Origin of the sequence: Vibrio sp. Isolate24 (genome assembly GCF_022398215.1) — a bacterium.
Lineage (GTDB): Bacteria > Pseudomonadota > Gammaproteobacteria > Enterobacterales > Vibrionaceae > Vibrio > Vibrio coralliilyticus_A.
In genome coordinates, this window is record NZ_JAKEUU010000002.1 from 735,032 (window position 1) to 753,295 (window position 18,264).

Genomic DNA, 18,264 nt, shown 5'->3' on the forward strand with positions numbered 1-18,264 from the left:
CAAGTCTTAAATACGGGTACTTGTAATCCACTAAGGAAGCTCAAGGAAAATAATCGTTAATGTCAAGCAAAGCCATTTAGGAGCGAGAAATGACTTACAAACTTAAAGGGCATGAACTGGACACCGCCATTGAGAAAGAGCTGATCAGGATGTGTGATGAGGGCTTTGAACAGTCTCCAATTACACAGGCAAATCTATTTAGACGGTTGAACGCTAAGGGGTTGATCAACACTCGCTCAACCCTAACTAGTCGAAAGAGTCTCATTGAGGCCTTTGCGGCACAACAGAAAGACGCCGTGTCAGGCACATTAGGTAAAACCTTGAAAGACACCGCATCGATGACGCGAGCAGATTTAGAGAAGGCCAATGCGCGTCTCATAGAACAAGTAGAAACATCGCGCAAGATACTGCAGGACAACACTGAATGTATCATTAGCATGGCAAAAACCATAAGATTGCAAACCCAAGTCTGCAATATTGAACGTTGCCTGTCTCCATACCTTATTCGTGAATTACACCAGAGCCAGAAGCAAGATAAAGATTGAGAAGAAGAGTTGCAACTGGCGGTGGCCAGAAATCGTGTGTCGCTGGTCCGTGACAGAAAGAGGCTGGCCAAATACGTCCCCTACTCAACGTGTACTAAATGTAGAGAGTATAACGTTTTTAACGATCTACTTTTGCAAATGGCTGACTATTAAGTGATTTACAACATGTGGTATCAGAAGCTTCAAAATATTAAAAGATTCGGTTAGTAAAAGGTTATATGGATAGTTTGCAATTAAACATAATCTATTTACCATAAAATAAGTAATCACCATTAATCTAACTATCGTTAGATTAATGGTGATTACTTGAACGGTGGAACCTTATCATTCAATATATCTGCTGCGATGATTGGTGTTTTTGTCGTGTAGAGTTTAGCTAAGGCGATTTTGCTGTAGGTATCAACGAACATCTGCTGATAGATGCGTCCAACACCTTTAAGGGCGCCAACATAAAACGTGTCTTGAGAGCCGAGGTTGCCAGGGTGCGCTGTTTCTATTTCACCACAAGACTCATCATCATGTTTCTTGCGCTCAAGGGCTGCAACTTGCTCACCCCATAGAATGATACCGTTCTCTGCGACCTGTTTTTCTAAGGCAGCAAGGTTTTTTTGAAGTTTTCTAAGTCATTACGAAGCCAGATTGAACGGACGCCTCTTGGAGAGATAAACACACCGAGTTTACGTAGCTCGTTGCTTGCTCGAACTTGCCCATGAGCTGGGAAGTCTATGGCGTAATTGAGAACGGCTTACTCCGTTTCACTATCAACTCGATTCTTCAGGTTTGGGGGTCTTCGATTTTGATCAATTAGAGCATCAATACCGCCAGTTTCAACCAACTCCTGGTAACGGTAGAAAGTGTCCCTTGATACCCCATAACCATACAGGCTTTTGATATATCGCCGAATTCTTCTGCAATATTGAGAAGGCCAGCTTTGTGTTTGATGATTGGATTGCTAGTATGAAGCATGAGAGTTCCTTCTTATTGTCTTTGATTAGTGATTCAGCACCTTTAATCAAAGTGGGTAACTCTCTTCTTTTCAAGTTGAAGTGTCAGATCTAGTCGGAACTAATACAATTTAGCTAATATGCAAAACATGCACATTGCTCATATGTTTCTTCTTAGTATGTACAGAACCCAAACTCACCTTTGTTGCTTTCTTACTTAGTGCCGTTAATCTCCACTGTGATCACCCTAGTGTAGTGATCAATATTTTCTGATGATAGAAGCCCATATGTCCCCTCCCCTGTTTTGTTGAAGACCATCATGAACAGTAATAGCAAGGTTACCTATAAAACCACATTACCAATTCCTTGATGGTCAAATAAGTGAGGCAACCTAGCTATACAAACTGTGCGGCTGCTGTTGGTAGCAATCATTTGGTAAATGAGAAATGCTATTGAGTATGGGGGTAAGAATACAGGAAGGTAATTCTAGTTAGAGCCCACAGTCAGCGTAGTTGTGGGCTCATGCTCATGTGGAGAGGTCAATAGGAATCAAGCGGATAGCGGATAAGCCCTGCTCCAAATTGTCTAATATAGCTAGGTGAACAACCAAACGCCTGTCCGCGCATTTCTTTCAACAACTCTTCTAGGCTTAGTTCCCACTTACAGACAGTATCTGTAAACTCCTTGGGATCATCTAACCTCACATGCAAACCAGCGTTCTCTCTTATTTTACTGTTTACTTTTTGGCTTTTGTATGCACATATAATTGCTGTTGCGATAGCCGCCGACACCGATGTCCCCATGTTCAAAGCGAACCCATAATGGAGACTTGGCAAAAGATTCAGTTTGTTGGGAACCGATGAATCATCTCCACCGAATGCGCAAAATTCAATCTCGTCATCTTCGTGACCACAAAATGCGGAGTGAGAGTTTAATGTAAAAGTTTGACCAGAAAAATTCACCGAGCTTACGGCTGTTGAATATTCAGCTGCAGCTGGAAAGGCTAACTCGGATAAATCGTTTCCTGCTGCACAAATCACGCAACAATCATGAGTCTCTCTCAATATTTTTAAGCGTTTTTCAAGAGCTTTAATCTTACGCGCCCCAAAATCACTTTCAATAAAGCCGATTCCAATGTAAAGAACATCTAAATCAATTGAAGCTGCATGGTCTAGTGCTTCAAGCATGGCATCAAATCGCTCGTTAATACTGCCCTTCGGATGTCCCATACATTTCAGAACAACAAGTTCAGAATGAGTGGCCATATTTAGTGTCAGTGGTAATAGTGGGTGTTCATCGACAAGGTTATTTGTCTGTTCAAACCCAGAATAGATACTTGCCATCGATGTACCATGGCCATCGGTATCTGTGATGTCATATTGATTTTTGCCGCCAACATAACTTCGACTATCTAGGCTAATCAAGCCCAACAATCCACATATTCCGTGATCAACGAGGAAGTCTAAATCATCCACTCTATTCCTCTGTCTAATCTGTCTATGCGACTCCTCCCATAGGCCATCGCTTAGTTTTGATAACTCAGACTTTGCATGGTCGACAAATGAACCATAGTCACTATCTCCAACCGCTGGTTCAATTGCAGCTAGGTTCTGAACAACCGTTTCTACATAGTGGTTGCCACGAATAATTTGATGCCATCTATTACGATTGTTATAACACTCTTTGAAGGTTCTGCTGTAGAGATACGGATGATTTGATATGCCCGTATCGATTGCACCAACTTTAATACCTTTCGCAGTTCTAGGGTTTTCCATTCTATGGCGGGACCGCAATTCAAATGGGTTAATCTCCTCTTGAGGGAGTTGATTTGAAAGCACGTGCTCTTGATAAGAAAACTTTGTAAGGGAGTAATTTTTAATACAGTAGTCTATGTGGTCCTTAGCTCTTACTACTTGTATCCATTCTTCAATCAAACTGTCTTCTACATTAGCCACGACAGCATTATCTGAGCCAATTGTTTTCACGATCCCCCGAAAACCATCTACCGCTGACAATTCTGTTTCAATGGCATACATATCATTATCAATTGACAGTGGTGGTAAATAACTCACGATTGCTTGTTCCATCACCCCCTCCTTTTAAACGAGACTGAAATCGAAGTTGTGCCCGTTAGAGAGGCACCACAACCTAAAAAACCGACTTTCCCTTGCGCGCTAAGTCCCAGTGAAAAGTTGACACTATCGACCTGAAACTCATCAAGACTCTGTGTTTGTTCAAGTTCATTTAGAATGGTTTCACAAGCCTGAATTGAACTTTGTAATGAGCTTTCATCTAAGACAACGGCTCTTAAGTTGTTAGAAGAAGATGAATACGTTCCACTCCTTCCTTGGGATGATTCGTTGTCCAGTATGTGAATTGTGATTTCTTTATCGTTCATATTTCCTAACCCACCTTCGTTAACTAACAACTAAGTATAGGAGCTATGTGAGATACTTAGATGTGACGAGAAGCACTAAGACGCTTTCCAACTCGTCACGTAGTAGATAAGGATATTTGACCAGCTATACGTGAACTCCCAAACTAGAAGTAATCTGAAAAGTTATAGTGTTAAAAAGCACGTAACACACTTTTATCCAAAGACCTGCCAACGCTAATGTTGTTCGCAGGACTTACTGGTCGATGTAGCCATTACTTTTTGGCTATCAAATGGGAGCACTATGGTTTGTTTATCTGACTAATCCAAGGGTTATAAGTACCCTGTAGTTTATATACAGCGTAGTTTCGCCACAGCTCTTCACTGTCTACAGGGTACTTAATATGCCAACGTAACATTAAGCTTTCCATCCCTCTTAAAGGCAAACCGTATTCAGAGTTCATATAGAGCATGGAGCGAGCTATTCGGCCTTTAACAACATCCTGAGGTTCTACGAATATTTCATCTTTGCTCACCCCGTATGTTCTCTCAAAATCACCACAGCCCTTAGTAAGGTACCTATTCTCCGAGACTTCATCAGGTATCTCACTGAATGGATAATTACTTCGGGAGGAGTTAACACCGCCATGAGTAGCCCAAAGGTTATGTAGGTCAGCCTCCGCCCTCTTATAAGATGCAGTCTCGCACGTATCTCTATTGTCACACCCATGGTGATCCGCGATCCAATCTGCCGAATAGACATGCTCTAAGGTCATCTTCTTTGGCTGGCCTTTATGGTTGATATAAATTCCTTTATCGTCAAAAGGTATGGAGCAATAGAGGCCTAATCCTCCATAGGTATATAACTTATCCCAAAACCAATCATCACGTGCCGAGTCGTAATCAGGTATGACAGTTTGCTCTGCCTGAATAGAAAATGTTAAGAGTAATAGGGTTGTAGGTAGAGCTTTCATGCCTTTGCTATCCTTATGTAATTAGGTTTCAACTCAATAGAACAATTATTGTCCAGTTTTGAGCATGATGACTTGGTCAAAGTTTTTATTTCCATAAACTCAGGACTACTATCTTTTTTCCAGAAATATGTGTTGAACCTTGTTCTAGAAACTCATCATTGGTCACACTAATTCAGTCAAATTCCATGCTTATCGATACATGGAAATTGATAAGTTAGTGGGATGGATACAAAAAACATACTCTTAACACATATCCATCGAGCAAGGTGGGATTGTGATAAATGCTTAAACGAACTTCTTGAAATGATGAGTGAAGCTGTGATGAAAATTGATGTGGAAGACATCGATCGGCATCTAATGAACGAATGTGTAGACGCCGATATACTTTTACTCATTGTATTGACTGATATCGATTTAACGATCAACTTTAGCGAACTTGTACTGAGTCAGGCTGTAAAGTACGTTATGGCGTTTAGTGGCGAATTACAACACTGACGTCACTCTTGCACATACTAGCGAACGCAACTTTGCTTCTAAATATGTTTTAAAAAGCCTAGTTCGCTTGATAAGCTTTGGTCATGATCTCAGGTTCTATCTATATTGCTAGACTTAAAGGTGGACGAATAAGCTACTTTGCAGAGGACCCCTTCTACGTAATGTAAACCTGGAGGATAAATGAAAAAGCTAAAACAGCAGTACCGAAGCCGTATCAAACATCAGTGTCAATACATCTGGGATGTGTATCCAAACGTTGGGAGTGGAACTCACAAGTACTTTTCAACAAAACAGGAAAAAAGCTATTTCTTTCTTCATAAGATTGAGTATAAAGCTACGTGCCGAGCGAGGAAGATCTTTGGCTAATCCGTGGGATGGCTATCCATCGTATGTTTATGACTTAACCAAAAGTTGGAAGCATAATTCCAAACGACGTTATCAGTACTACAAGTAAAATCTAACGATATAGTGGCTCTATCATACGTTACGTTAGGTCGATGCTGATACCAAAGCTATCGAAATTGCGGAGGTCTTTGGTTATCGCGGCGCGGCCAACGACTCATCAGAGTCGACATCAATGTACTAACATAGTCCCGCTGCCATTGATGGTGTTTATTCTATCGGCAACTCTAACAGCAAAGCAACCTGAGTTTATATTTACCCTTTTCTAAGTTTACGGTTGTTCTTCACTTAGCTCTAAGATCACAAATCTCTCCTTATTAAAACTAATCCTGTCCCCATACCTACTCGTCATGTAAATGAGAATTTCTGGCTTATTAATCAATAACAAATCAGATTTCCCCGCGATCAAAATCAAATCTTGTTCTATGCACTACATGGTATATTGTCGCCAAATAAGTTAGATAGTGTTGATGTGTTGTTAGCCGGAATAACGGGGCAACAAGCACGAACGCTGAGCATCTAAGAATGTAACGTTAACGCTCAATGCAACTGTATATACCACTGATGGAATAAACACCATGCAGCGAACGAACTAGGTGCAGTTGCTAGCCCTTATAGGGCGTTATGAGATGAAGTGACAAGGAAGATCTATTTAAATCGATAGGCCACTTCTATTAATCGAATAATCACAAAGTTTTTATTTAGGACAAATATGAAACTAAGTTTTATCAGACTATCAAATTTTCAATCGTTTGGGCTTGAGCCAACAACCCTTACTCTCGATGACATGACCTATTTAATTGGTCCGAATGGCTCTGGAAAAACAGCAGCACTATTGGCGTTGAGTCGAATGTTCGGTTTCAATCCTGCCATGCGGAAAATTCATCGCTCAGATTTTCACGTACCTTTAAGGGAAGAGGAAACTCCCGAGGAAAGAACACTTTGGCTTGAAGCTGAATTCTCCTTTCCAGAGCTAAAAGAAGGTAGCGATAGCAACACAGTTGCCCCTCACTTCGGACACATGCGTTTGGACGTTCCCGACGGCTTACCTAGAGTTCGTTATCGTCTTACAGCAACGATGGGAATTGATGGAGATATTGAAGAATCATTCGATTATGTGCTTGAAGTAAACCCTGATGATTCTCCGCTTAGCTTAGCGAGGGTTCCGCGTGGTGAACGCAATCATATTCATGTTCATTATCTTCCAGCTAGACGCGATCCAGCAGACCATGTTGCATATGGATCCAACGCCATTTTAGGGAGAATGTTACGTGCGATTAAGTGGCACGGTGAACGAGAAACCATCAGTCGACTGGCAGGAGAAATAACCGGTAGTTTAGTTGAAAATCCTTCCATCATGGCTCTGAGCCAAGGGCTAACATCAAGTTGGAACAAACTACATAAAGGAAACTTTTTCACAGACCCCAAGGTTACATTTGTAGCATCGGAAGTCGAAGCTCTACTTAGGTACACTTCGATTTCCTTTGGCCCAGGGCATGACGAGGGCTTCGTTGACTTCACCCGCTTGAGCGACGGCCAAAAGTCGATGCTGTATCTTTCTTTGGTTTTGTCATCCCAAATGGTCAACAAAGCCGTCCTCAGTGGTGCAGATAAATCATTCGATGTTGAGAAGTTAAAGCCACCAGTTTTCACTGTGATTGCTCTGGAAGAACCGGAAAATAGCCTCTCGCCTCATTATCTCGGTCGCATCGTTAATGCACTCATGGAAATCACAAATAGTGATGATGCTCAAGCTTTGATTGCCACTCACGCGCCTTCAATGTTACGCCGTGTAAAACCTGAGGATATTCGTTACCTCCGCCTTGATGCTTCTCGCAACACTCACGTGAAGCAAATCCTGATGCCACCAACTTCAGATGAAGCGCACAAATTTGTCCGACAAGCTGTCCAAGCGTTTCCTGAAATATATTTCTCTCGCTTAGTAGTGCTTGGAGAGGGCGATAGCGAAGAGATAGTTCTTCCGAGACTTCTTGCCGCAAAAGGTATCCCAATTGATGAGTCAGCTGTAACAGTGGCCCCTCTCGGAGGTCGGCACGTAAATCACTTTTGGCGGCTTTTATCAGTATTGGAAATCCCCTACATAACTCTGCTTGACCTCGATGTGGCTCGATATCAAGCTGGTTGGGGAAGGATGAAATATGTGAATGATCAATTAGCGGCATTTAACCCCACAAAAGTTCTTCCAGCAGATCATGCGATACCTTCGTGGAACAATGTTGAACACATGGTTAGGGACTATGAAAATTATTGTGCTGCCTTAGAAGAGCGCGGCGTGTATTTTTCCTATCCGATGGACTTGGACTTCTCGATGCTAATTGCTTACCCGGAAGCCTATGGCGTGCAGAAGGAAGCCCCTGAAGAAGCCACCATTAAGGCTGTATTGGGTAAAAGCCATTTCAACTTTGAACAATATAATGATGATGAACGAAAGTTGTTTAACACCTATCATCAACGGTTCAAATTGGGGAGTAAACCTGCATCACATATCGAAGCATTCGCCAAACTAACTGATGAAGACATACTCCAAAACATACCTGAGTCAATAAACCGATTAGCGCGTGTAGTTAAAGAGCAACTTGAGGCTATACCAGAATGATACCAGTAGACTCTTGGAAGCCTTCGGATGGATTGCAACTAGAACCAAATGCTTACACCGCTGCAACAGAGCAAAATCAATCTCTGGCGCTTACTGCAGGGCCTGGGGCAGGTAAAACGGAAATGCTGGCTCAAAGAGCAGATTTCCTTCTACGCACAGGAGTATCAAGATACCCAAAACGAATCTTGGCGATTTCTTTCAAGGTTGACGCTAGTAGGAATTTGAAAGAACGGGTATTGCGTCGCTGTGGTGCGGAACTAGGCTCTCGCCTGGATAGCTACACTTTCCATGCATTTGCAAAGCGCATTATTGATAGATTTAGGGTGGTACTTTCTGGAAATGATGCGTTGAACATCGGTTATAAGATTGGTGAGGTTAAAATTCGACATCAACAGATACTGTTTCTTGATCTTGTCCCTTTAGCAATCAAAATTCTACAGAGTTCAGACATTGCCAGAAACGCAATCAGGCAAACGTATAGTGACGTGTTTCTCGATGAATTTCAGGATTGCACCAATGAACAATATGAATTGGTTAAATTAGCTTTTCTTGGAACAGGTGCGCGTCTTACGGCAGTTGGTGATACTAAACAAAAGATTATGGGCTGGGCCGGTGCACTGGAAGGAATTTTCCTGAAATTTTCCACAGATTTTGGAGCTAGACCTTTAAACATGTATCGAAACTTTCGGTCACAGCCGGCATTACTGCGTCTACAGAACGAGATAATTCGTACACTGGATCCTTCATCTATCATGCTCGATGAGCAATTAACTGGCCAGGGAGGAGAAATCAGTTCGTCAAGGTTTGACACCTGTGCCGATGAGGCCGAATGGATAGCTGATATGGTGCTACAGTGGATTAGAGACGAACAGGTACCAACTTCTGAAATAGCCATACTAATCTCAAAACAACTCGAGTTGTACGCCGCTCCACTTATGGCGGCTCTTGAAGTCCGTAGCGTGCCTTATCGTAATGAGCAACAGATGCAAGATATTACCTGCGAGCCGCTGGCCAGGCTCATCGTTGATTACCTTCAATGTCTCTATGGGGAGCGTTGCCCTGATGCATGGAGAACGTTGTCTAAGCTCCTTACTGCACTCGAGGATGAGAATTCTTCTCTTGGTGCCAAACAAAGCTTTGGTCAGTTCATTCGGCGGGAAAGGCAAGCAATTTCAAACAAGGATATTGGTGGAGAACGATATTCGTCTTGGTGGGAAAAAGTTCTTTCATTCTTGCAGTTCGTTGGCGTTGAAACTGCCGCATCTTTATCACCAGACTACGAGTCAAAGAGCCGGCTTAATGAGATAGCAATCGAAACTCGTAATCGTATAAATGAGCTAAGAAGGATTGATGCTGACTTGTTGAGTGCATTAAATCGATTCTCTGATGACCAAGCAGTTAGTATTCTAACCATCCATAAAAGTAAGGGTCTTGAGTACGACTCAGTGATAATGATGGCTATTGAGAACGAGATTTTTTTTGGTGATCCAGACGCTAACCGCTGTGCCTTCTTTGTAGGGGTATCACGTGCTAAGCGGAGACTGGTGCTAACGCATTCTGATGTGAGACAAAGGCCTGCCGGATACACTGGGCGATGGAGCGAGCGACGAACACCTCAAAAGGAATACCTTGGTTACAAGTGCTGACTACCGAATAACAGTTGGTTTTGGGAAGCTTTCTGAGATACATGGCTTAGCTCATCAACTCTAAGCCATCTCTGTTCAACTATAGCGTTCATAGACGGCACTTCCTAACTTGCAATTACCCCTTTCGGAATTAGAACGTTTTCTATCACATTTTAATACCCTACTATAAGGTATACTGCCTTGTGAAAAGACCTTACGGATCTTCCCCCTATCGTATTCTCAGGCTTCTCCCTTTTATAGCCCTTTTCTACTACAATTTTGCAGTCAAGATAATGAAAGTAATCTACAACTATGAGTGTCTGGCTTTACGCGTTTCACACTTATGCGAATGAGCCATTTAACTTGCACTTTTCCACTGCTGAAGTTTCTTGCCAAACCAACTTTTGGCTTTCAAAAGGTAATAGTGATTTAAGACTACTATTACCCCGCTTACCAAGATAGTGCCCAACAACCACTTTTGTGGCAAAGGGGACAGCCATATTACTGCAAGGAACATCACCACGCACACCGCTTTATGAAGCGAAATAGTTTCATTTGCTTCGTCGTCGAACTTTTTAAGGTGTTCTATTTGGTACTCGTAGTTCAAGCATTGATGTTGAAGGCTATGATTTTTTCTGTAGGTAATAGGTAACAAGTACTGGGAGTCAATTCGACGAACCTTCCCCCGGTTGTGTGTTTGCTTTAGGTCTTTAACTTGACCAATGTTACAGTGACCCGCTTCAATGTTGATGTCGTCGAAATTAAACCCGGAGTTTAAGTAAAAATAGTTGCGGACATTCCGCGCTTCTTCGGTCTGAGCGTCTTGTAACGAAAGAGAGGGCGAAGTAACGTTATATTCACCCATCTTGCGTTCTACGAGCAATCGAACTAGATAGGCCATACAGTAACGACCAATTCCACTATTCTTGTAGTCTTGAGATAGTAGGCCCAAGTTAGATTTAGGACCGAAGGAGGCGACCTGTGATCGTTTATTAACTCTTACGGTAAAGCGGTTGTGGTTATCATGTCGTAATTTACTTATTTTTGGAAGAAACTTTGGTATGCGGTGTTTTTGGGGCAGTTGGACTTCATCAAAAACCTTTTGAACGTTCATCTCATAGTAAAAATAATGTTTACATTCATCTATAAATGTTTCTATGTTATAAACAGCCCGCTGCTTAGCATGCGAATCGTCGATACGTTTTGATGTATAAATGTAGAACGTTTTATCTGCGTATGCTTGCTCTTCATGTTTGCTTTCGTTTTTGAAAAATACCATAGATTTTAAATGCTTGATGGTTGGGTAATAAGATTTTGATGCATTTGTCGACTAACAATGGACATGCGGTCATCACTCTAAATAGGACTCATTTCAATAATTCTTACTATATGTATCACTGTCAAGGAGCCTTGGGGACGAAGGTTGGATTAATTTGGTTATTGTGACTTTAGTTGCCTAATCAAATGATTGCTTAAACGTTTAGCATTTCAAAGTGAGCCTCTTCAGGTGAGAACAATTTGGTATATCCTAGCGTGTCCAAAGGACTCCGTTAGGTATTTGGCGATAGACAAGATGTTATCAATGATAGCGGGACTATATGAATTCACACGTACCTAGTTATTAAATATCGCGAAAGGCTTCTATCACTTTTTGATTGAACTCATCCAGACAGAGTGATTGTGAGCTGGTTTTATTGTCACTTTTTAGGATAGCTTCACTTCTAGATGGGGCTTCCCATTCAAAGGTATCGCCGGGTATATCTCTTTCACCTTCAGGGTTTAAATGTAGGCTTTTCTTTCTACCCCCCCTTACCTCTTGATTCACCGGAGTGTTTCTATTTATATAGATACAGCTCTCTGGTATGTCTATCTCGATTTGTTCAGCGAATTGGAGAAGGTTTACTTCTGCAAAGGTATACAACCATGCTTCTTGCTGTCTATCCGTGGTGGTTCGCAAAATCCGTCCCAGTACTTGTCTGAAGTATAATTCAGTCCGAATGTTCGAAAGGTAACAACATACTTGTAGTCTTGGGATATCTGTTCCCTCACTTATCATACCTACACTAATAATCCAGCTGTGCGCACTATCTCTAAAACACTGAATTACAGAGTGTACATCCTGAGTTTTATGGGTAACAACGATCGCAGATTCATTGAAATGGTCTGACAGAATAAGAGCTATTTGGTTTGCGTGCTTTATGGATGACGCAACAATTAGTCCACCGGCACGATTGTTTGATTTTCGGATAAGAGTTAATCGATTTACACTTTCTTCAAGAATATAGTTGAGAGCATCAATATTCTTGATGACGTCCGAGTAAGTGACATGACCACTAGATACTAGCTCATTGATCGAGCTAAACACCTCATGGCTCTTCGAATCAGAGAAAACTGTTTTATCGCAGTCAATCAATGCAACCTTGGGACGTCGACATACTCGGTCTTTGACTGCTTGGGAAAGTGTATACTGGTAGTCACAAACTATCCGCCCTTCTGGATCCGAGTATGTAGCGAGAATCACAGGTGTCTGATTGGAGCGCCAAGGTGTGCCCGTGAGTGCAAGTGTATAGGTGGCCGCTTTTTGGACTACCGCCAGAGTATGGTAGCCCCAAGAATTGCAGTTGTCCTCGTTGTCACCACCACAATGATGAATTTCATCAAAAACACAAAGCACTCGATAGTTTGCAAGTGTGTCCCAAAATTCTTTATTCACCGACCTAAGCGACTGGTATGTCATTGATATACCCCTATCGCCGATTTGCCCCTTGAACTTACATTTCAAATATTTTGAGAATGTTTTCTCAATCCCATTTGAGATATTTTTTGAAGGTGAGAAACAGACAACGAAGTCTATCATTTCATCATCGAGTAGTTTCTTGGCAAGACTAGCGGCCATAATCGTTTTTCCGGCTCCTGGCGTTGCTTGCGCTAGAAAATGGCATCCTCCACTTTTATACTTGTTATACGCATGTTTTACGCATTGTTGTTGCCATACTCTCATCATATCGATTCACTTTTACGCAATCGTGCAAGTGCTTCAGACCAAACGTTCAGTTTTGCTACGAGTGATGCCGCTTTTTTGGCTGCATTCGAATGCGGTTCATCGAGTAACCTACAGAGTTCTCTCGAACGCTTCATTAGTATTTTGTACTCTTTGAGCTCTTCTAGGGTGATTGTTAGTTCAGCTTCAATGTCAGACTTTTCTTGCTGTAGCGTTGAATGAATAGATCGCAACGGACTCTTTGCAGTGGCTACTTTTGAGCTCATCAAACGCTTTTCTTTAAGGTCAAACCTCATTTCATTAAAGGCACTTGTTTTTGAGTAAGTCTTGTTGTGTCTAGTTCCTTGGCTAACAGCAAGCCCAGCCTTTTCGAGCTTATCAAGCTGCCTTGCGACAAGTTGACGAGCGTTAGACACGCTGCCATACGAATCAGAATGGCTCTGAATATGTTTACGAACATCTGTCACGCGAAAACTACTCATTGAAGGGTGAGTGATGGCCTGATAGACATCACGGTTAATTCGATAGACTTCGGTCATAGCGACACCATCAAAATGGAAAGTTGCGGATTATAGTCCGTGGATATGAGCGCATCAAGAGCGGATAGTCTTTGATTTTAAGAACGACATAAAATGAAAGACTTAGCAAAGCAGTTTGGAGATAATCTGCGCAAGATGCGTTTAAGCAAATCCATTGCACAAGAAAAGCTGGCCTTAATGGCGCAAATAGATAGAAGCTATATTGGGCGGATAGAGCGAGGAGAAGTCAATATAACTTTGGAAAAAGCCTATATGTTGGCTTCAGTGTTAGAGTGTGATGTCAGAGAACTATTACCCTAATCTCGAATAACACCCAATTTGTATTGGCTTGTTGCCCTATCTTTGGTAATCATCTCGGCCATTTTCCTGACCGAGATGCATACTCATTAAGACTCTACAAACTGGAGCCCCATTTCCCAGTCAGACACTTTAACAAAGTTCAAAGTATCTACATTGTGTTTCTTGAACGCTTTCACAACTTTCTCATGAACGATAATATGAGGATAGTCGCTGAATTTAGGCATAAAGACTAAACGATCTTTCTCTGGCATCGCAGACAACTTGTCATCATCTAAATAGTACTGCTCAATGGTGTGTCGAGTGTCTTCAGGGTCAAAATCATCAATACTACACTTCTCGAGATTAAGGACGTCCATTTTTTCAAAAACATTAAAGACCCAAAAGTTGTCATGGTATTTATTGTTGTCGTCTACAATCACGCTTGGGTACAACTGACAGAACTTATTGCTAATTTCACCAAGAGACTCTTTGATTTCATTGGAAAATACAGGATAAGTTGAATCTAAGTGGGCCTGCTTAATAGGTCTTGATATACCTCGAGCCAAATCATCTTCACGGTAGCCATTTTCAAAAAACATAGGCTCACCACCACTCAGCTTTGTATATTCGTAATCTCTCATAGCTGAATGTTTCTGTGGCTTTAGATACAAAGTGTTTTCATCATAGCTTTTAAAAACAATATAGTATTGATCGTTATATTGGCTCATTGTCCTACCTTAGGTATCCATCTTGTACTCTGGTACGTAATTGTTTTGGTGTTCCATGGTGAGCGACTGGTTTGGTAACGCTTGTCTTTACCATCTCTGTCACTCCCCTTGTAGTGAAGTCTGTCGTTGCTGCAGTATGTATCGGAGGAAGCTTCTGCATTGAGAATATCAAACTGACAAGCGCATCCTGGCCCTCCGGGAACAAAATAATGGGAAATCTTGGTCAACGGCAGTAAAAAAAACTTCCCTTTTTTAACTTTGTTAATCTTTTTTAGTAACTTACGGCTTATCGGATCAAGTAGCTTATGTATCTCGGACTCGTTTTCCGTTGCTTTAGTTTTACCGTAGCACTCTTTAATGCTCTTTCTTATCTCTGGGTCTCTCAACTCTCCAGAAACGTAATCATGATACGGTTCTTCTCTAGGACGGCTAAACGTATGGTCCCCTCGGTGCAGTTGGCAATGAAGTTGGCATGCCCCTGGTAATGTAGCAGGCAGACCAACCAAGTTTGATAACTGATTGATATCATAACCTTTATTGACCAAGTTTTCACCCAGTTCACTGAGTTTTACCGCTTCAGCGGAAATAAGGTGATGCGTATCCATATGGATACCATTGTTATAGGGGTGCTCAGGTAATTTTTTTACGTTATTCACCCAACGTTTTCGGTAGCCTTTTTTCTCAATTGTACCATTAACAAAATCGGATTCGGCCGCTTCTTGGTTACTCAGTATACCCATAGGTAACTCATCCTATACATAATCAATTTCACCCCGGTACAGCCGAGGAGTTTTATGTTCTTCACTCTTGCACAATCGACATTTACCGTTTCTAGGCTCATGTTCCTCTTCCACTTGAGCGGTACCATTAACCCGTTTGTCTGGTATGGCTGATTTACGGCGCAATGCCAAATGGCCCGCTAATTTGTCGTAATCTGGTAAGATATCGACTAAGCCATCCACAGTACTGGTAAAGGTTTTTAGTGCTTGTGCGGCGTGAGAGACTGCCCCAACCTTTTTGACACCCATGGTAAATTTCGCTGTGACCGTCGCAATTCTAGCGGCTGCCCCTGCTGGCCCTGTTAGTAATCCAATCACAATGGTTAACACCACTTCAATGGCAATGTACGCTGCCGCTTTGCCCACGTAGTAGAAATAGAAGTTAGGCGGGATGGCTTCAATAATGAGGTTCAAGTATGTAAAGAAAGGCAAGATGCTGTTGTCATCATTAATCAACGCCAAGGCTTTAGGGAAAAATTCACTCCCCTTGATTTCCATCGCCCACTCAGGGTCAAACTCCATCACGACAGTGTCAACGAACTGTTCTACTCCTTTCACATCGTTGTTGGTAAAGAGCGTAGGCAAGTTCCAAATGGCTTCTCGGTGTCTTGCAATACACTTAATCTTGCGCGCGATATCATCTGAGCCTTCATTCCACCAAAGCTGCACATCATCGATGGCCTCATCAATGCTCTCGTATGCATCCACACTGGCTGCAATGAGTAAGTTAGGCGCCATACTGGAAATGTAAGCTGCCTGTTTTACCCAGCTTGGTAAATCGCTTTGAGCTAACTGAGCTTCCGTTCCTTTCATCGCATCGGCGGTGTACTTTTCCAATGCATTGTATTTTTGATTGGCGTAAATATAGAGCTTATCAAAACCATCGGTGGTGGCATCGGCTAGAGTATGGCCCATCTCGCCCCAGACTTCGGGAGAGAAAAGTTCCACCACGTCAGCTCCCCAAGCTTTAGCCCCTTCAAGCACACCATCACCCAAACAGAGTACGCCTTCTTCGTCCCATTGCTTCTGGAAACCTGACATATCTTGAGCAACGGTGTTTAAAAGGCCATCCAAATAGGTCTCTATCGCTTCTTGTTGCTTTGCAATCTTATCTTCAATGCCCGGCTCACCTTCATACTCGATAGTGACGGAGTCGGTGTTCGGTTTAAGGTCGTCGACCACCACCACTCCTCCTTCTGTCTTCCGAGTCTCCAACGCCAGATCCATAGTTTCTGAGATCGTACTTCTTTGTGGCGATGGGTTGAGCTCTAACTTGTTTTTATGGGGAACGGAGCCATTGGCTATCACTTTGAGGTTTTTGGCGTAAACAGGCGTTCCCCACAGATCATCATGAACGGCACGGATCTTAATCCACTTCTGCTCTTCTAAATCTATCTTCGGTATCGCATTCACCACCACTTCAATAGTCCCTGCTTCAGCAGAATAAACATGGTCAGGCGCTTGAATGACCGAGACACCCGACACATCACTCATAAGTTGGCTAGCATTCTTCTCCATACGCTTGAAAGCTTGGCTGAGGTTATCGGACAGCTTTTTAGCGTAAGTATCAATGGTACTGACATGCTTCTCATAGATATCAGAAGACAAGTAAACGTAATTCAACCGACTGGCTTCGGATTTGAGTGATTCGACACGCCCCTTTATCTTACTAAGTAGACCTTCAAGTTCAGAGTTAAGTGTCTTCTTCGCCTTATCCCAAGGGTAGCTATTGATGAAAACCTGAGGGTTGCCTTTGCCACGAGCACGCATGTAAGCCAGCATACGGTCTGCTGTTTCATGTTTGGGTAAACGAATTAAGACGGAGAGGATTTCCCCTTCTTCCATCACCATAGGTAAGCCGTTCGCCAGTACACTGTCAAAACTGGTATCAGAGAGACTATCAATTCCCGCGATTAGCGATTCTGCCAATACGCTGAACTGAAAATCAGGGTGTCTAAATTCGAAGTGGGCTTTCGTNTCCCCTTCTTCCATCACCATAGGTAAGCCGTTCGCCAGTACACTGTCAAAACTGGTATCAGAGAGACTATCAATTCCCGCGATTAGCGATTCTGCCAATACGCTGAACTGAAAATCAGGGTGTCTAAATTCGAAGTGGGCTTTCGTTTCTGCTTTCACAATATCGGCAAAATACCGGTCAGCGGTGAGGCTAGGCCCCATGGTTCCCCAGCCTTCTATTGGCGGGGCAATACGGTTCGGGCGCCAGAAGGTTTGCTGTCCCTGAGCAGACCTATCAAAAAAGTCATAGTCATTGTAATCCGGCAAGTAGTGCGGGTTAGTAATACGAACAGGCGTCGTAACAAACTCATCCGTACTTTCTTTAGCCAGAATTTTGATTTGACCGGGCTTTAGCCCTGACACTTTGCTTTTGCCTGAGTCATCAAAATGACCAGGGGATAGAACGCCCCCGGAGACATCAGTAATGTCAAAGTCGGCATTCATGAGAAGCACGCCATCCGGGTATCTGGCCTTAACGTAGACGGTGTAAGTCCCTTCTTCATCTTCATTGACCGTGACAGCTGGGTTTTGAACCCCGCCGAGGCACATGGTGTTGGCCTTATTCATCGTCATTTGGTCAGAAAGCCTTGCCACACCTTTCCCTTCGATGATGACATTCGGTGACGCGGATATGAATTCGGCTTCGGATTCAATGGTGCCCGATGCCACACCTTTTTTGTCCCCGCCCGCATCGCCAGTACTCTTGGCAAACTTACTGCCCTTTAGGGCAATGCTGTTGCCGCCATCTGCGGTGACGGTCGTGGTGCCTTCCACTAGATCTGCTGACTTCGCGTTGTTTCCATAAGGAATAGGAACTACGGCATTCCCGACGGTTGTAAGACACACATCAGGTAACGTGGCATTGGCCTCTCCGCCGGATCCTTTGTGAACGATGCTTAGCCCGTTCGCATTGATGGTGACTGACATATCTACTCCTTATAAAGCT

The 18,264-nt window shown here is 42.8% G+C and carries 14 protein-coding genes and 1 pseudogene; 5 read left to right on the forward strand and 10 right to left on the reverse strand.

Features of this window, described 5'->3' with window-relative positions; all coding sequences use genetic code 11:
- Positions 1-89: 89 nt before the first annotated feature.
- Entirely contained in the window at positions 90-545 is a 456-nt protein-coding gene (locus L1D23_RS11645; protein ID WP_239866456.1) for a hypothetical protein, read from the forward strand.
- Positions 546-853: 308 nt separating this feature from the next.
- Here L1D23_RS11645 and L1D23_RS11650 read toward each other — a convergent pair.
- From L1D23_RS11650 to L1D23_RS11665, 4 genes and pseudogenes are all read right to left on the reverse strand, one after another.
- Positions 854-1,511, reverse strand: a pseudogene (locus L1D23_RS11650) (helix-turn-helix domain-containing protein); the annotation flags it as partial.
- 517 nt (positions 1,512-2,028) lie between these two features.
- Positions 2,029-3,576, reverse strand: a complete 1,548-nt coding sequence (locus L1D23_RS11655; protein ID WP_239866458.1) for a S8/S53 family peptidase — start codon at positions 3,574-3,576, stop codon at positions 2,029-2,031.
- Complete coding sequence (locus tag L1D23_RS11660; RefSeq protein ID WP_239866460.1) at positions 3,576-3,887, reverse strand: hypothetical protein; 312 nt, start codon at positions 3,885-3,887, stop codon at positions 3,576-3,578. The genes L1D23_RS11655 and L1D23_RS11660 overlap by 1 nt, the downstream gene beginning before the upstream one ends.
- Positions 3,888-4,165: 278 nt before the next feature.
- A complete protein-coding gene (locus L1D23_RS11665; protein ID WP_239866462.1) occupies positions 4,166-4,837 on the reverse strand; it encodes an endonuclease in 672 nt (223 codons plus the stop codon).
- A 303-nt stretch (positions 4,838-5,140) separates the two neighbouring features.
- On the opposite strand from L1D23_RS11665, the gene L1D23_RS11670 reads away from it, so the two are divergent.
- The 3 genes from L1D23_RS11670 to L1D23_RS11680 all read left to right on the forward strand — a co-directional run bounded on the left by L1D23_RS11670 (position 5,141) and on the right by L1D23_RS11680 (position 9,997).
- The gene (locus L1D23_RS11670) at positions 5,141-5,332 is read left to right on the forward strand and encodes a hypothetical protein (protein ID WP_239866464.1); all 192 of its coding nucleotides are present in this window, start codon (positions 5,141-5,143) and stop codon (positions 5,330-5,332) included.
- 1,114 nt (positions 5,333-6,446) lie between these two features.
- Positions 6,447-8,351 carry an AAA family ATPase gene (locus L1D23_RS11675; RefSeq protein WP_239866466.1) on the forward strand — a complete coding sequence of 635 codons (1,905 nt, stop codon included), beginning with the start codon at positions 6,447-6,449 and terminating at the stop codon, positions 8,349-8,351.
- Complete coding sequence (locus L1D23_RS11680; protein WP_239866469.1) at positions 8,348-9,997, forward strand: ATP-dependent helicase; 1,650 nt, start codon at positions 8,348-8,350, stop codon at positions 9,995-9,997. The genes L1D23_RS11675 and L1D23_RS11680 overlap by 4 nt, the downstream gene beginning before the upstream one ends.
- Positions 9,998-10,334: 337 nt before the next feature.
- On the opposite strand, the gene L1D23_RS11685 is transcribed toward L1D23_RS11680, so the two are convergent.
- From L1D23_RS11685 to L1D23_RS11695, 3 genes are all read right to left on the reverse strand, one after another.
- Positions 10,335-11,255 carry a hypothetical protein gene (locus L1D23_RS11685; RefSeq protein ID WP_239866470.1) on the reverse strand — a complete coding sequence of 307 codons (921 nt, stop codon included), beginning with the start codon at positions 11,253-11,255 and terminating at the stop codon, positions 10,335-10,337.
- Between the two features lie 342 nt (positions 11,256-11,597).
- Positions 11,598-12,980 (reverse strand): DEAD/DEAH box helicase family protein, encoded by a 1,383-nt coding sequence (locus L1D23_RS11690; RefSeq protein WP_239866473.1) that lies wholly within the window; start codon positions 12,978-12,980, stop codon positions 11,598-11,600.
- The gene (locus L1D23_RS11695) at positions 12,977-13,516 is read right to left on the reverse strand and encodes a hypothetical protein (protein WP_239866475.1); all 540 of its coding nucleotides are present in this window, start codon (positions 13,514-13,516) and stop codon (positions 12,977-12,979) included. The genes L1D23_RS11690 and L1D23_RS11695 overlap by 4 nt, the downstream gene beginning before the upstream one ends.
- A gap of 93 nt (positions 13,517-13,609) precedes the next feature.
- Here L1D23_RS11695 and L1D23_RS11700 point away from each other — a divergent pair, with 93 nt between their 5' ends.
- Positions 13,610-13,816: a helix-turn-helix transcriptional regulator gene (locus tag L1D23_RS11700; RefSeq protein ID WP_239838963.1), complete on the forward strand. Its 207-nt coding sequence runs from the start codon at positions 13,610-13,612 to the stop codon at positions 13,814-13,816.
- An 86-nt stretch (positions 13,817-13,902) separates the two neighbouring features.
- Here the strand turns inward: L1D23_RS11700 and L1D23_RS11705 are convergent, their stop codons facing one another.
- From L1D23_RS11705 to L1D23_RS11715, 3 genes are read right to left on the reverse strand one after another with little or no spacing between them, the layout of a single operon-like run.
- Complete coding sequence (locus tag L1D23_RS11705) at positions 13,903-14,523, reverse strand: hypothetical protein (protein WP_239866477.1); 621 nt, start codon at positions 14,521-14,523, stop codon at positions 13,903-13,905.
- A complete protein-coding gene (locus L1D23_RS11710; RefSeq protein ID WP_239866479.1) occupies positions 14,520-15,263 on the reverse strand; it encodes an AHH domain-containing protein in 744 nt (247 codons plus the stop codon). The genes L1D23_RS11705 and L1D23_RS11710 overlap by 4 nt, the downstream gene beginning before the upstream one ends.
- A gap of 12 nt (positions 15,264-15,275) precedes the next feature.
- Positions 15,276-18,245 (reverse strand): PAAR-like domain-containing protein, encoded by a 2,970-nt coding sequence (locus L1D23_RS11715; protein ID WP_239866481.1) that lies wholly within the window; start codon positions 18,243-18,245, stop codon positions 15,276-15,278.
- Positions 18,246-18,264: the final 19 nt, after the last annotated feature.